This window comes from Stenotrophomonas sp. SAU14A_NAIMI4_8 (genome assembly GCF_003086695.1).
Lineage (GTDB): Bacteria > Pseudomonadota > Gammaproteobacteria > Xanthomonadales > Xanthomonadaceae > Stenotrophomonas.
In genome coordinates this window covers 524,114-538,441 of record NZ_CP025999.1, presented here as the reverse complement: position 1 = coordinate 538,441, position 14,328 = coordinate 524,114, and the positions used below count along the sequence as shown (strand labels likewise).

The following is a 14,328-nucleotide window of genomic DNA, read 5'->3' as shown; positions in this document are numbered from 1 at the left end:
TCCTTGTTCGGGCAGGAACCGCCACTCTACCTGCGCGCGCCCCGCCACAACCACAGCCCCAGCACCACGCCCACCAGCAGCACGGCGGCCAACACCATCGCCAACTGCCCTGGGTTGTGCAGCAGCGCGGCACTGCGCCCCAGGAACAGATCGAAGGCCAGCTGCGGGTTCTGTGCCACCGGTACCGACGGATCACTGGAATCCAGCGCGCACACCACCGGCGCAAGCTGCTTCACGCTGGCCCACGCACGCTCCTGCCGGAACAGGGTCCACGCGGCCAGGCCCAGCGCGCCGGCCTGCAGCAGCACATAGGTGGTGGCCATTCGCCACACGTGGCCCGTGGCGCCGCGCAGTGCCGACAGCCCCGCCCACAGCGCAGACAGCAGGGCCAGCAGCACCCCGGCAATCGGCAACCAGCGCAACGCCTGCCAGATCTGCAGCGCCTGCGCGCGTTCCAGCATCGCCATCATCACTGCCGTACTGCACGCGCAGGTGCAGGCCGGCCTCGGCCAGGGCCAGCGCCAGCAGCGCCAGCACCGGCAGCACGAACAGCCCGGCGCCTCGCCCGGTCGTCTGTGCCGAAGGCTTCATCCGGCGATGTACTTGGGTGGCACGTGGTCGGTCAGCCATACGCCATTGGCCGAGCGGTAGAAGCGATGGCCCTCTGCATGCATGCGGCCGGCATCCACGCTCAGGATGACCGGCGCGCCACGGCGCGAACCCACCTGCTGTGCGGTCTGTCGGTCCAGCGACAGGTGTACGTGCTGGCGCTCACCCGGCCGCAGCCCCTGCGTGGCGATGGCTTCCAGGAAGCGCGGCACGGTGCCGTGGTACAGCCACGGCGGCGGCTCCAGCGGCTGCAGCCCCAGGTCCACCGCAATCGAATGCCCCTGGCTGGCGCGGATGCGCAGGCCGTCTTCACTGAGCGCGAAGCGCTGTTTGTCGTTGGTGTGCACCAGCCGCTGCAGGTCCGCGCGATCGAGAGCATGCCCCTGCTCGGCCATCCGATGCAGCAGATCGGCAATGTCGGCCCAGCCGTGCGCATCGAGCTGCAGGCCAATCTTCTGCGGCTCATGCCGCAATACCAGGCTCAGGAACTTGCTGGCCCGGATCAGAGAAACGTCCTTGTCCATGTGCATAGCGTGCCGCAGCCGACCATACGATGCCAACCCCGACCTCGGCAGGGCATCACGTCACGAGCGACGCCGCGGGCTGCCGCCAGAGCCAGACGCCCACCGCCAACGACGCCAGCAGCTGACCGATCAGCACGATGGCCATCACATCCGGCGCGTGCGGTGGCATCACCCGCGCGGCGTCGAACACCTGGAAGGTCCAGCCCATCGATGCTGCGAGCGAGGTGTCCTCGCGCATCAGCGCGTCGGTCATGCAGGCCGCTGGCAGCAGCGTGATATAGGCCTGCCAGACCCGATCGAAGGCGTGCAGCATCGCACCGCCCAAGGCAAGCGCGCCAACCTGCAGCGCCACCAGGCGGCCGGCGCTGACGCGGCACGCCGGGCTGCTGCGCCGCCACTGCTCGACAGACGCTGCCAGCGCACCGGCCAAGGCCAGCAGCAGCGTGGTGGCCGGCACCCAGGCCAGGGGGTCCCAGTCATCCAGCGCGTTGGCACGCGCCAGAAGATGTTCGGCTACGCGCATGCGCTCGGTGGCATCGTCGCCCCCGCAGGCTGGTGACAGCGGCTCCAGCAGCAATGCAACGCGGTGATGGAAGTAGCCCACCTCCAGCCCCACCGCCAGCAGCGACACGCACTGCAACAGCAACAGCATCAAGCCGGGCCCGAAAACACGGCCGAAGAAAGCGGTCATCGGCCACCTGCGTGGTTGCTTCGAAGAAGGCGCATCCTAGCCAAGCGCACCAATGCTGTCGGCTGGCAGATGCGACATCGGCGCGGATCTCCGCCATCATGTGCGTCCTGCACAGGAGGGATGCCGATGCTGGGGCTGTATCTGTTCGTTCGCTTGGTGGGCCCGCTGCTGCTGGGTGGCCTGGTCGCGCTGTTTGCGTCGCGCTGGATCAACGCGCGCCTGGCCAAGCGCCCGGCGCAGCAGATTGCGCTGCCTGCCGAGAGTCTGCTGGACAGCCCAGCTGCAAAGCGCCGCTACCGCCGCATGCGTCGGCGCAGGCCGAACCTGACACACTTTCAGGTGCCGCCGCAGGCACCGCGACACTGGCTGTGGATCACCGTGGCCGTGGTCATTCTTGCGGCGTTTGGCGCGGCCGTGCTCACACCGGAGGGCGCACGCTTCCAGGTCATGGTGGAAAGTGCCGTGGGTTACCCGTCCACGGTCATCGACGTTGCCATCGACGAAGGGCAGCAGGATGCGCTGCTGCAGGCCTGGACCCCCGTGCTGATGCAGGCGGTGCGACCGGTCAGCATGCGCTACCAGCGCGGCCGCTACGGACCACCGTTTGATTCCCATGCGGTGATTGCCGTGCAGGTACGCCGCCACGGCAATCGTCTGCAGATCGCCACCGGCCAGCCGGTACAGGCCGAGCGCCTGCGTGCAGCACTGGCCACCCTCACCCCGGCTGCCGCGCCGACCGTGCAGATTTCAGAGCGCACGGTGGCGCCGTGGCGGGAAATCGGCTGGCGGGCCTGGGGGCCGCGCGTAGCGCAGTAAGTCGGCTGCTGCGTGGCTTCGCTGTGCAAGGTGCAGTGGGCACGCCACCTCAACCGCGCGGAAGCTTCGCCGCCCACATGTTGTCCACCAGGTTCGGATAGCGGCGGCCGTTCTCCTCGGCCCGCTGCCGCGCGGCGTCTTTCTGCGCCTGCGACAGCGGCTGCTTCTTCTGGCCCTTCGGGTTGGGCTTCTTCCAGGGCGGGGTGCGGGGGCTGGCCATGGCGGCAGTATGCCTGTGGCGCCCTACTTCTTCAGGAAATTCAGCAGGGCCAGGTTGAAGTCATCGGCATGGCTGGTATTGCAGCCGTGCGGTGCATTCTTCAGCACCACCAGCTCGCTGCCATCGATCGCCTTGTGCGTGCGCGCTCCCGAGCCTTCCAGTGGCACCGTCGCATCGCTGTCACCGTGCAGTACCAGGGTGGGCACGCTCACCTTGTCCAGGTCCGCGCGGAAGTCGGTGGTGGCGAACGCCTGCAGGCAGCCCAGCGCCGCGCGTGGGTCGGACTGGTGGCACAGGGCGATGGCGGCCTGGCGAGTCTCTTCGGTCACCATCAGCTGGCCGTTGGCGCTGAAGAAATCGCGGGTGAAGCCCTCGAAGAACGTCTCCCGGTTGGCCTGCAGCCCTTCGCGCATCGCATCGGCGTTTTCCTGGCTGAGCGGACCGTTCGGGTTGTCGTCGGTCTTCAGCAGATAGGGCGGCACCGCCGCGGCGAACACCACGCTGTGCAGGCGATCCTGGCCATGGTTGGCGATGTAGCGCGCCACCTCGCCGCCCCCCATCGAAAAACCGACCAGAGTGACGTCGTGCAGATCGCGGGTGTCGATGATCGATGCAAGGTCGGCGGCCAGCGTGTCGTAGTCGAAGCCTTCGGCGGGCTTCTCCGAGCGGCCGAAGCCACGCCGGTCGTAACTGATCACCCGGTAGCCGGCGTCGCGCAGCACCGGCACCTGGGCCTTCCAGGATTCGGCTGACAGCGGCCAGCCATGGATCAGGATGACCGGGCGGCCGGTACCGCCGGTGTCTTCAACGTGCAGGCGAATGGAAGGGGCAGTCATGGCAGCTCCCGTGGGGAAAGGAGGCACCTACCCTAGGCAGGCCCACCGATAGCCGCCGTGAGGGAATCGGCCGCGGCCGTGACACCGCGTGCACGGCGCAGGCCGGGCCGTCAGCCCTGCGGCCGCTTCATGCGGTCATAGACATCATCGGCCTGCACATCCACGTGGTCGACGCGGGTCACCTTGAAGTTCAGGTAAGTGCGCTGGTCCTTACGCGAGATATCCAGCGTGGGCGTACCGAAGATGAATACCACGCAGGCTTCACCGCTGGCGGCAAAGCGCTGCAGGCGCTTGATGTGCAGCGCGCCCATCTTCGAAGCAGTCAGCGCGCTGTTCCAGACCATCGCCGTGGGCGCCTGCGGCGGGTCCAGCACCTGCTCACCCAGCGCATCGACGCGCGTCATGAAGCGGATGCGGTAACCGTCGGGCGTCTGCGCGATCTTCGCCTTGCCCCAGTACACGCGTGGCTGACCGGACAGGCGGGCCCGGCGCGGCGAAAAATTCTCGAACATGTCGCGGTAGCTCAGCGCCGAGGTCGCGCCCGCGGTCAGCGTCTGGGTATCGTCCGTACCGTCCCGGCGTGCCTTCAACCAGCGCGATACCAGTGAGGCCACCGAATAGAAATCGGTACGACGGCTGCGCAGGCCCGCCGCATCACCGCCACCGCCGCGCGTGCTGCCACTGCCGCCCCCTGCGGCGGGCGCCGCATCACGCACGGTGAAGTAATCGGCCGGTCGCTCGAACAGGAACCGGTCCGGCGGCGGCGCGCCCGCTGCATGGGTCTGGCCCTCGCCTGCAGCGCTTGCCTGCTGCGCTTCGCGCTCGGCCGTATACGGACAGCCTTCGGCATGCGCCGGCCCTTTGTGGAGCACACGGTAATGCGGCTGCACCTGCAGGTTCAGCGCGTCGGTTTCCAGGTTGACGCAGGTATAGCGCGCCGGGCAGCCCTCCTGCGGGCAGGCGAAGGCCCGCCGGTCGTTGATCACCCCCGCCCAGTACAGCTCATAGGCGCGCTCGGCATTGATCACATCGTTGAATTGCTCGCTGTACGCCAGTTCCGTTGCCATCGCCTTCCTGTCCGCTCCGTCAGCGCTGGTGATAGCACTGCACTGCCACGCGCCCAGCGTACCGGGTTTGCAAGAACTGGTCCGACAAGCCGGGCACTGATTCCACCGCACATGGCATGGGCGCGCGGTAGCAGCGGTCGCCCCGGCCTGCGCCGCCCCGGCTCAGCCCTGCGGGCGGGCCACCCGGGTCAGCATCCAGCAGCCATAGCGGCGCGCGAAGGTGTACTGCTCGGCCTGCGCATCGTCACCCAGGCGTACCTGCTGCCCACCCTCAGCCAGCGGCGTGATGGCCGGGGTGGCACGCAGCGTAGCGCCCCGCAGGCGGCGCAAGCGCGCCGGCCCCGCTTCCCGGTGCACTTCGGTAGCCACCGGGCCGCCCTCGCTGGCCACGCCATAGGCGGGGGTCTCATATTCCAGCGGATCGGTGGTGTAGCGCATGCGCACCCGGTCGTCGGCCGGATCGGTGAAATGGCGCAGGAACTGCGCGAAGTCCTGTGCCGGGCAACTGGGGTCATCGCCCTCGGCCGGCATCGACTGCGCATGCCCCGAACCGCCCAGTGCGAGCATCCCCATGCCCAGCAGCCAGCGCCTGAATGTGTGCACGTCCATCGTGCCGTTCTCCCCGAAGCATCCTGGTCAACCTGCGCGCGCCATCCCCTGCACCGCAGGCATACAGGCTAGCAACAAACCGGTTACCCACGCAGCCACGGGCGTTCTACACTGCCACCCCAGATCCAGATGCGGCCACACGGAGGCCCCCATGACCCCCGACCACCCTGACTACACCCTTCACCAGCAGATTCGCCAGGGCGTGGCCGCGCTGGACGAAAAGCATGGCCGCAGCTTCGACACCACCAGTGAAAACCTGACCGCCAGCCTGACCGTGAAGGCCCGCGAACAGGGGCTGGAGCGCGCCGACCACGTGGTGGTGAGCAATGCCACGGCCCAGCACCCGGCCGGGCACAACATCTTCGTGGTGCAGGGCGACCCGGCCAACCCGGCCCATCTGCGCGCCATGCTGCCCACCGCCGAAGCGGCCCAGGTGCCGGCAGAGCAATCGCTGCAGAAGCTGGGCATTGCCCCGCAGCAGCCGGCCGTGGGTTTGCAGCCGGAACAACAGGCGCGCGAGCAGGAGCAGCAGCAGAACCCGGGGCAGCGTTTGGGCTGAGGCGTTGTTTACCCGATGGCCGGACAGTGTTCCCGATTTCCAGACACCATCCGGCCTTCTGGCATAGGCGAACCTGGGGTAGTGGTAGCGGGGCTGCGCTACCCCATGCGCGGCCCAGACTGTTCCTGCACCTGGCGCTGCTGCAGCTCGTCCTGCGAGCGTGCCTGCGCGGCTTGCGACAGCTCCTGGGCTCGCTCGAACGACGTTTCCGCGGGCGTCTGTGCGGCTACCGCGGTTGCCATGCTCGCGCGCAGATGTGCGGGGTCACCCGGATCACCTTGGACGATGAAGATGTTCTGCGCGGCATCGGCTTGCGCAGTGCGGTTGCTCAACAGCACATGATCGATGTGGGTCAGGCCATTGGCCTTGGCCAGGGCGTACAAGCTGGCGCTGATGTTCTCGCTGGTGGCGTCGAACGTGCGGCCGTTCTGTGCGTCCAGCGCGGCTACGCCTTGATTGATCTGCGCCAGCATCGGATCGTTGCGATGGCTGACATCCGCACCTGCAGCTGCCAGCGCGCGATCAGGTGACAGCGTCGGCGCGTCGTTATCAGAAAAGATCTTCTCGCGCCAGTTCTGCGTGGGCATCTCGTTGAAATGCTCCTTGTTCAGATCGCTGTCCGGGAACGGCGGTTTGATCATCTGGATGGGCTTGACGTTGTAAATCGGCTTGATGTCACCTTCGAAATCAATAACGCCAAGAACCTTGGAATCATGGATTCCCGCGTGCTTCAGAGAGGCCCAGACGAAGTCGGTGCAGCTGTTTGTGAACGTCTCGTAGTTCTTGGAGAATCCGTACTTCTCCGGATCTTTGGCGAACTCACGGATCCGATCAAACTGATCTTTGCTGATTTCGATGGTGCGGGAATAATAGGGATCTTGGTACTGTCTCGTGTCAGTCTCAACGATGGCCCCTGGGACCGCGACGTCGTGCCACTGGCGCTGATACCCGACAGGCGCCCCTCCCGGCTGGAAGCCATGGCTTATCCGATCATTCCCCGCTGCGGTCTCCATGTACACGTGACCTGAAAGCGACCGCTGCGTGCTGCCGGTCAGCGGCGTTCCTGGTGCAGCAACATAGAGGGTCAGCGTATGCCGTACGTCCTTGTCCATTACTTTGACCTCGCCATGTAGCCAATGAGCAGTTCAACGTTCAAGTTCTTCAGGTCGGATCGGTCTTCAAGCAGCTCGATAGATAGTCTGTATCTGCCAGGCTTTGCATTTGACAGGAAGGCCAGGCTAAGTGGCCTGTAGCGCGACGTCGGGGAGATAAGCCCGGCAGATTCCAGCGGCCACGTTGCGGGGCTCATCGCGACTGCCTGTGGCACAAAGCCCTCCGAGTCCAACAGTACATCCCGACGAATGACGGTGTCATAGCGCGTCAGTGGCAGCAATTCCTCTACGTCTTCATGCTTACCGAACAGGCGCACTTTCGCCAACAGCTTTTTACCGTTGAGCAAACTCTCCGCGCTTGAAACGGCTTCCGCGTCTCCAACAACACGCACGCCAATCCAGACTTCGGCAGTCAGATCTGCTCCAGCAGGCGGCAGCTCAAACTCCAGATCCACGATCTGCCCCGCCTTGTCCAACGCAATCGGGCGGGTCAGCGGAACCACCGTGCGCGCAGCGGCTTCCTCTGCGGTCAGAACCTTCGGCGGGGGCGGTGGTGGCTGGGCAGCGCAGCCAAGCAGCATGAGCAGGGCTATGGCCAGTGCGACGGCGCGCAGGGGCGGCACGGGGGCGATGTGCATCACGGCGTCCATGGGTCGGGTCGGCATTCCATCGGGGCCCTGCCAGCGTGTGGCCAGGCCGATGGCCGAATCTTCGCACAGGCTCGTGAACACACCTGTAGGGCAAATCTGAAAGGTGACCTGGGCCACGGTTTACCGGTGGCCCGGAAAGGAAAAAGGCAGGGTCCGCACCCTGCCTTTCCTGCGGAAAGCCGCCAGGCATGGCCTGGCGCTACCCCATCTCCGCTCGCCAGGCATGGCCTGGCGCTACTGTGTTACAGCTGGATGCGGGCGACGCTTTCTTCGCTGCCCTTGGCATCCTTTTCGCCATTCTTGATGCTGACGTACAGCACGTTGTTCTTCGCATCCAGGGCCAGGCTGTTCGGGTGCGTGGGCACTTCGTACGTTGCGACCTTCTGGTAGCTGTTGCTGTCGAAGGCGGTGACCGTGCCGCCATCGCGGTTGGTCACGTACAGGCGCTTGCGCGGTGCATCCAGCAGGATGCCCAGCGGGCCGGCATCGGTGGGGATGCTGGCCAGTTCCTTGCCGGTGCTGCGGTCGAGCACCAGCACGCGCTGGCCCGGGTGCTTGCTGGTGAAGCCCTCGCTGCTCTTGGTCATGTAGTTGCGGATCATCTCCGAACCCTGGTCGGTCACGAACAGGCGCTTGCCGTCCGGGTCCACCGCGATGTTCATCGGCTGCTCGGCGGCGATCTTGTGCTCGGCCACCACCTTCTTCGAATCGGTGCCCACCACCACCAGATCGGCCAGCAGGTTGCTGGTGTACACGCGCTTGTTGGCTGCATCCAGCGCCAGGCCCGGGGCCTTGGCCTTGCCCAGGCCCGGAATGGTGTCGATCAGCTTCAGCGTGGTGGTGTCTACCACGAACAGCACGCTGCCTTCGCCGGAATGACCGGTGACGTACAGGCGGTTGGCCGCGCTGTCGACCACCAGCTCACGCAGGTCGTGGGTGTAGCCGGCCTTGCCGTCCTTGCCCACCTTCTTTTCCATCAGCTGCACGGTGCCGATGGCCTTGTTCTGCGCGGTGTCGACCACGGTCACCGAGGTGTCCACGGTGTTGCCGACGTACAGGCGGTTGTGGGCGTCATCCAGCACCACACCGAAGGCCTTGCGCTCCAGCGGAATGCGGGTCTGCACGGCCAGCGTGGTCGGGTCCAGGCGCAGCACCTGCGACGGGCCGGCGTTGTCGCCGAAGCCACCGGACGAGGCAACGAACACGGCCTTCTGGCTCGGGCTGTAGGCCAGCTCGTACAGGCCCTGGGCAACGGCCTGGCGCTGCACGGCGGTGGTGGTGCGGGCGGCGGCGTTATCGGCGAAGGCCGGCGGCGCGCCCACGCTGAGCGAGATGGCCACGGCCAGTGCGGCCGAGCGGAAAAGCGACAAACGGTTCATGCGAGCATCCTTGAAAGGGCACGGGAGGGTGTCCTGGCTCGCTGGGCCGTACTGCGACGGCCCGCCCCGCATCTGTCTGCGCAGGGTGGGCTGGCTGGGTTAGCAGGCCAATGGTAGCAGGTGGGGCTGGTGCGTGGGCCGCGCGCGGCGGGGCGGTGGCCTCAGGCCATGCGCGGGCCTTGCGACTGCTGCAGCTGCTGGTCCTCCTGCAGGCGCTGTGCGTCGCGCTGCGGCTGGGCCTGGGCAAGCTGTTCGACGCGCTCGAACGAAGCCGCCACCGGGGTCTGCGCCGCCACATCCGCCGGCAGGCTGGCGCGCAGGTGCGCTGGATCGGCGCGATCGCCCTGCACGATGAACAGGTTGGGCGCTGCATCGCCGCGGCGCTCGCCCACTACGACCTCATCCACCCGCGCGAAGCCGTTCTGGTGGGACAGCGCAAGAAGGCTTGCACTCACATTGCCCAGTTCATCGCCGAACGCCCCCGTCGCCGCTACCTGCGTGTGCAGCTGGTTCAGGCGCGCATGATCGGCGTGGGAAGGATCGGCGGGCGTACCGTCCAAGGGGTTGGCATTCTGTGCCGGTTCGCCATGCTGCGAGATCCACCATTGACCGAAGCTCTGCTTGGGCATCTCATTCCACTTCACCGCATCCAGCTCACTTCCCTTGATCTGCTGCGGAATGGCGTTGATGGCCGGAATGTTGTCCAGCACCTTGATCGAGCCTTCGTAGTTCTTGATAGGACCGGCTGCACCGACCGGGTGCAGCCCGGCGTGGTTCAGCGCATTCCAGGTGAAGTCCGAGCAGGCATTGGTGATCAGGTTGTAGTTGTCCATGTCGAAGCCGTGCTTGGCCGGCGACTCGCCGAACTGTTTCAGCTTTTCGTATTGTTCCTTGCTGATCTCGATCGTGCGCTCGAACCGCGGATTCTGGTAGATCCGCACATCATGCAGTTCAACTTTCCCATGGCTGCTGCCATCGGCACCAACGTCGCGGGTCAAGCCAAAGCTCAGCGGCGCCAGCTTCTTTCCCTCCTCGTCGAGCGCTCCAGGCCGGTCCAGCGAAAAATACATGTGGCCGACCTGGGAGTCGTTCAGAACAATCTCATGCCCCTCCCGCTTGCCATGGCGCGGCGTGCCGGGTGCAGCGGCATGGATGGTAACGGTGTAGCGCTCGGCTGTCGGTTGCATGACTTACTTTCCTAGTGAGTAGTAGGCCGCAATGAACTCGACCTGCAGATTCCTGAATTCGGGCCGATCGTCCACAGCGTCGACCGTAACCCGGTAGCGGCCCGCATCAATCAAGCCTGCATCGGCCATCTCCAGCGTCCGATATGACACGTCCCGCGAGTGAAGCCCTGCCTCAATCAACGGATAGGTATCCACCGTTGCGGGCGACACACGGTCCACGTGACCATCGTTGGGAATTGGAACCCAGTCTCGGCCATCATCGGATGACCGCGAAAGAATGACGGCGCCAGCGTTCTTCCTGTCCAGGCGATCAAGGTGAACCCGCACCTTCAACGCGCCCTCTCTCAGACTGTCGGCGGCCTTTGACAGCGCCTCTTCGTCCTGTCCCTGCAACCTCAAACCAAGCTTCAGCCACGGCATCTGTGGATCAACCACCGCGGGCGCATCAAAGGTCACATCCACGATCCGCCCCGCCTTGTCCAACCGCACACCACGAGTGAACGGCACCACGGTGCGGGCTTCGGCCTCGGCGCGGGTGAGCAGCTTCGGCGCTTCCGGTGACGAACCACTGCCGCAGCCCACCAGCAAGGCAAGCGCCGCAGACGCAACAACGGCACGCACCGCGCGCATCACTGCTCCTTCAACCGCAGCGAATCGGCCACGTCGGTCTGCGCCGCCACTTCGGTGGCAATGCTGGCGCGGCGGTGCCCGGGGTCGTTGCGGTCGCCCTGCACGATGAAGATGCTGCCCGCGGCGGGGCTGTCCTGCGTGGGGCGACTGAGCAGCACGTGGTCCACGCGTGACAGGTTGTTCTGCTTGGCCAGCACCAGCAGGCTGGCGCTGATGCGCTGGCTGGTGTCATCGAAGGTGCGCCCGTGCGCGGCATCCAGCTCGGCCACTTTCTGGATCAGCTGCGCGAACAGACGATGGTCGGGGTGCGAGGGGTCCAGCAGCGTGCCGGCCACTTCAATGGGCGTGGGCGGCGGCTGATCGTCGGGCCGTACCCCTTGGCGGTGCAGTTCGGCCTCGCGCGCGGGCATCGGGTGGTGATGCTCGGCGTTCAGATCGCTGTCCGGGAACGGTGCGGCAATGCACTGGATTTCCGGCAGGTTGAACAGCACGGCGAATTCGCCCAGGTCGCTGCCACCATCCAGCGGCGCGGGCAGCGGGTGCAGGCGCGCGTAGTTCAGCGCGGCCCAGACGAAATCGCTGCAACGGTTGATGGTGGCCGGGCGGTCCACGTCGAATTCGAACTCGGCGGGTTCCTCGGCAAAATCGCGCAGGCAGCCGTAATGCTCCTCGGTGATTTCCAGCGTGCGGCTGTAGTAAGGGTCCACGTGCTCGTCGGCATCGTCGTGGCGCACCTGTGCGTACTGCACGCCGCTGGCGGTCTCGCCCGGCGGCAGGCGCGGTGGCGCGAAGCCGTAGCTGTGGGCCTCGTCACCGGCGGCTACCTGCAGGAACATCTGCCCGCGCGGCGAACTGCCGCCGCTCTTCAGCGGGGTGCCCGGCGCGGCCAGGAATACGGTGACGGTATAGCGTGTTGCCTGCTCCATGCCTGCTTTGCCTTGTTGGGTACTGCGGTCCTGGCCGGATGATCGCACAGGTGGGTGGAGCGGCAGGTGGAGGTGGGGGTGGTGACGCGATTGGCTTGCTGAATGTGTGAACCAGAGAGCATTCCGGTGATTCCGGCAAGGTGTTGCAGCATGCGGCGCCGGAATGGCGCGGCGCTGCCAAAACACATGCACCGATCTGCATACTCGGTGCGCTGCATCTTCTCGATAATCAGGATGCAGGACACGCAGCGTGTATGTGCGTAGCGCGCCTCTCAAGAATCTCCCGAACCCGCCGCTAATGCCGTTCAAGCGCCCGTTCGAGAACCCGATGAGCACCGAATACAGCACGCCGCCGTCCCAGGCCGCCACCGTCAACCCGATGCGTCTGCCCAACACCCTGCACCTCACCCTGGGCGCATTCGCCATGGTGATGGGCCTGGTGCTGCTGCTGGGCGTCAGTAACGCCGAACAGGTACGCGCCATGGGCCTGGGCTCGGTCGGCCGTGCCATGACTGGCCTGACCCTGCTGCTGTTGGGCGGTGTGCATGTGGGCGTGGCCATGCGCTACTTCCGCTTCACCGTGCTGCCGGGCGAGGCCGGGCAGATTGCGGTGCCGTCGGGCACCGGCTCGGTCAGCAACCACCTGGTGGGCCTCATCAACGACGGCATCACCGTGCGCCAGCGCCCGGATGATCCGCTGCTGTCCATGCTGTATGGCCTGGTGCCGCACCTGATCAACGCGCCGTCTGCCATCCGCTGGCATGCGGAAACCCAGCTGCGCCGCGCCGTGTATCTGGCCGGTGTGCTGGTCAGCTTCGCGCTGGCGTGGGTGTTCGCCCAGCCTGCGGCCTTTGCCTGGATGGCCGGCCTGTACTTCGCGCTGGCCGTGCTGCTGCTGAAGCCTTTCGCGACCCTGGCGGCCATCCGCCGCGGCGCCATGGAAGCGGCCCCCGACACCGTGCCCGCACCGCGCTGGGGCGCGATGGTAGCGCTGCTGCTGGTGTCCATTGCCGGCCCGCTGGCCATCACCCTGTCGCCGGTGCAGGTGCCCACGCCGCCCTTTGCTGTGGCCACCGTCGTGCTGCCCACCATCGCGGTGCTGGGCAGTGCGCTGATCGCCAGTGCCCTGTTCACCGTTTCGCTGATCGCCCAGACCGGCGGCTACAGCGCCTCGGCCGCGCGCCATCTGGTGCGCGAGGATCTGCAGATGCCCGATCTGACCAGCGGCCTGCTGGAGCGCCTGAAAACGCGCATGCCCTACCCCAGCCAGTACTACGCGCAGGACCACGAGGTCAGCAATGATGCCTTCGACGGTCACCTGCTGCTGGAAACCGAACCGCGCGTGCGCGCCGACCAGAGCGCACCGCGCTTGGCCGAAGCGTTCACGGCCGCCTGGAACTCGGACACGCAGCGACCGCTGCTGGCGCTGGGCCTGTTCGGCCTGGTGCTGGGCCTGGTGGGCGTGGTGTTCGCCTTCCTGTACGCGCGCAGCAGCGGCGCGGCCATGATGGGACTGATCGCGCTGGGCTTCATTTCCTCGGCGCAGTTCGCGCTGGCGTCGGCACACAAGCTGTGGAACCGCGTGGACTTCCAGTCCACCGTGTACCGGGTCAGCTACCGCGGCACCTACCACCGCGCCAAGCGCGTGGCGGGCAATGCCTACGCCGGCAACGGCACGCTGGCCGAGGGCGCCGTGCGCTTCGGGCCGCTGCGGGTGGCGGTGTGCGTGGCCGAAGTGACCTCGGTGGCTTTCGCGCGTGGCGGCAAGCGCCACATCACCGCGCTGGACCTGCTGCCGGACGAATCGCGCGCCCTGTTCGGCGTCTTTGAGGACTACAGCCGCGACGCACAGGATCGGGCCGGCCAGTTCTACCAGCAGGAACACCAGGTGCGTGAGGTGATGAGCCAGGGCGCACGCCCGCCGGAGCTGCCGCAACGCCAGCAGACGGTGGAACAGGTGTAGTGCACGGCCCCCGAGGTTCGCTTCGGGGGCCTTTCTTTGAGTGAAACCGTGTCGCCAGGCGTTACGCTGGCTGGCACTGGAAACGGAGATTCCCGATGTCTCGATTCACTGTGATGCTGGCGCTGGCGCTGGCACTGGCGGCGCTCGCCTGTGGCGCACCTTTTGCTGCGGCCGGCGCGGAAACGCCCGCTGTTACCACTGAGGTGTATGTAGAGCCCGGTGACAACGCCGGCCTCGTACTGGAACACACCCCCGCCACGCTGTATGCGCCGCTGCCGCGCCTGCCCGACGGTGTCCAGGCACCGCCGTTGCCGATAGTCGTGGCGGCCGATGTGGATGCCACCGGTGTGGTGACCAATGTGATGGTGGAGCTCTCCAGCCGCCTGCGTGACGTGGATCGTGCGGCGTTCAGAACGATCAACCAGTGGCGGTTCGAGCCGGTGGTGATCGATGGCGTGGCCGTGCCGGTGAAGCTGCGGGTGAAGGTGCAGTTCCTGGCGGAGAACTGACACGCGACTGCCAGGCGGGCGCTGAGCGCACGCGCCGCGCA

Annotated in this window: 17 protein-coding genes; 4 read left to right on the top strand and 13 right to left on the bottom strand. The window is 66.4% G+C overall.

Features of this window, described 5'->3' with window-relative positions; translation table 11 throughout:
* Positions 1-26 precede the first annotated feature (26 nt).
* From C1930_RS02365 to C1930_RS02355, 3 genes are all read right to left on the bottom strand, one after another.
* A complete protein-coding gene (locus C1930_RS02365) occupies positions 27-470 on the bottom strand; it encodes a hypothetical protein (RefSeq protein ID WP_108770996.1) in 444 nt (147 codons plus the stop codon).
* A 117-nt stretch (positions 471-587) separates the two neighbouring features.
* A complete protein-coding gene (locus tag C1930_RS02360; protein ID WP_234412724.1) occupies positions 588-1,133 on the bottom strand; it encodes an RNA 2'-phosphotransferase in 546 nt (181 codons plus the stop codon).
* Positions 1,134-1,188: 55 nt separating this feature from the next.
* The gene (locus tag C1930_RS02355; protein ID WP_108770994.1) at positions 1,189-1,824 is read right to left on the bottom strand and encodes a hypothetical protein; all 636 of its coding nucleotides are present in this window, start codon (positions 1,822-1,824) and stop codon (positions 1,189-1,191) included.
* Positions 1,825-1,950: 126 nt separating this feature from the next.
* On the opposite strand from C1930_RS02355, the gene C1930_RS02350 reads away from it, so the two are divergent.
* Positions 1,951-2,640, top strand: coding sequence for a hypothetical protein (locus tag C1930_RS02350; RefSeq protein ID WP_108770993.1), 690 nt, complete (start codon positions 1,951-1,953; stop codon positions 2,638-2,640).
* A gap of 49 nt (positions 2,641-2,689) precedes the next feature.
* Here C1930_RS02350 and C1930_RS20390 read toward each other — a convergent pair whose 3' ends face one another.
* The 4 genes from C1930_RS20390 to C1930_RS02335 form a co-directional block, all read right to left on the bottom strand.
* The gene (locus tag C1930_RS20390) at positions 2,690-2,860 is read right to left on the bottom strand and encodes a hypothetical protein (protein ID WP_199912398.1); all 171 of its coding nucleotides are present in this window, start codon (positions 2,858-2,860) and stop codon (positions 2,690-2,692) included.
* A gap of 23 nt (positions 2,861-2,883) precedes the next feature.
* A complete protein-coding gene (locus C1930_RS02345; RefSeq protein WP_108770992.1) occupies positions 2,884-3,696 on the bottom strand; it encodes an alpha/beta hydrolase in 813 nt (270 codons plus the stop codon).
* Between the two features lie 110 nt (positions 3,697-3,806).
* Complete coding sequence (locus C1930_RS02340) at positions 3,807-4,763, bottom strand: hypothetical protein (RefSeq protein WP_108770991.1); 957 nt, start codon at positions 4,761-4,763, stop codon at positions 3,807-3,809.
* 162 nt (positions 4,764-4,925) lie between these two features.
* Positions 4,926-5,372 carry a hypothetical protein gene (locus C1930_RS02335; protein WP_108770990.1) on the bottom strand — a complete coding sequence of 149 codons (447 nt, stop codon included), beginning with the start codon at positions 5,370-5,372 and terminating at the stop codon, positions 4,926-4,928.
* A gap of 151 nt (positions 5,373-5,523) precedes the next feature.
* On the opposite strand from C1930_RS02335, the gene C1930_RS02330 reads away from it, so the two are divergent.
* Entirely contained in the window at positions 5,524-5,931 is a 408-nt protein-coding gene (locus C1930_RS02330; RefSeq protein ID WP_108748322.1) for an XVIPCD domain-containing protein, read from the top strand.
* A 98-nt stretch (positions 5,932-6,029) separates the two neighbouring features.
* Here C1930_RS02330 and C1930_RS02325 read toward each other — a convergent pair whose 3' ends face one another.
* The 6 genes from C1930_RS02325 to C1930_RS02300 all read right to left on the bottom strand — a co-directional run bounded on the left by C1930_RS02325 (position 6,030) and on the right by C1930_RS02300 (position 11,815).
* The gene (locus tag C1930_RS02325; protein WP_108770989.1) at positions 6,030-7,043 is read right to left on the bottom strand and encodes an XVIPCD domain-containing protein; all 1,014 of its coding nucleotides are present in this window, start codon (positions 7,041-7,043) and stop codon (positions 6,030-6,032) included.
* Complete coding sequence (locus C1930_RS02320; protein ID WP_159093528.1) at positions 7,043-7,681, bottom strand: hypothetical protein; 639 nt, start codon at positions 7,679-7,681, stop codon at positions 7,043-7,045. The genes C1930_RS02325 and C1930_RS02320 overlap by 1 nt, the downstream gene beginning before the upstream one ends.
* 254 nt (positions 7,682-7,935) lie before the next feature.
* Positions 7,936-9,072, bottom strand: coding sequence for a YncE family protein (locus C1930_RS02315; RefSeq protein WP_108755261.1), 1,137 nt, complete (start codon positions 9,070-9,072; stop codon positions 7,936-7,938).
* A gap of 161 nt (positions 9,073-9,233) precedes the next feature.
* Positions 9,234-10,259 (bottom strand): XVIPCD domain-containing protein, encoded by a 1,026-nt coding sequence (locus C1930_RS02310; RefSeq protein WP_108770987.1) that lies wholly within the window; start codon positions 10,257-10,259, stop codon positions 9,234-9,236.
* 3 nt (positions 10,260-10,262) lie between these two features.
* Positions 10,263-10,889, bottom strand: coding sequence for a hypothetical protein (locus C1930_RS02305; RefSeq protein ID WP_234412723.1), 627 nt, complete (start codon positions 10,887-10,889; stop codon positions 10,263-10,265).
* The gene (locus tag C1930_RS02300) at positions 10,889-11,815 is read right to left on the bottom strand and encodes an XVIPCD domain-containing protein (RefSeq protein WP_108761083.1); all 927 of its coding nucleotides are present in this window, start codon (positions 11,813-11,815) and stop codon (positions 10,889-10,891) included. The genes C1930_RS02305 and C1930_RS02300 overlap by 1 nt, the downstream gene beginning before the upstream one ends.
* 298 nt (positions 11,816-12,113) lie before the next feature.
* Here C1930_RS02300 and C1930_RS02295 point away from each other — a divergent pair, with 298 nt between their 5' ends.
* Both C1930_RS02295 and C1930_RS02290 read left to right on the top strand, forming a co-directional pair.
* Positions 12,114-13,778, top strand: coding sequence for a hypothetical protein (locus tag C1930_RS02295; RefSeq protein WP_108770986.1), 1,665 nt, complete (start codon positions 12,114-12,116; stop codon positions 13,776-13,778).
* Between the two features lie 95 nt (positions 13,779-13,873).
* A complete protein-coding gene (locus C1930_RS02290) occupies positions 13,874-14,287 on the top strand; it encodes a TonB family protein (RefSeq protein ID WP_108770985.1) in 414 nt (137 codons plus the stop codon).
* The last annotated feature ends 41 nt before the right edge of the window (positions 14,288-14,328 follow it).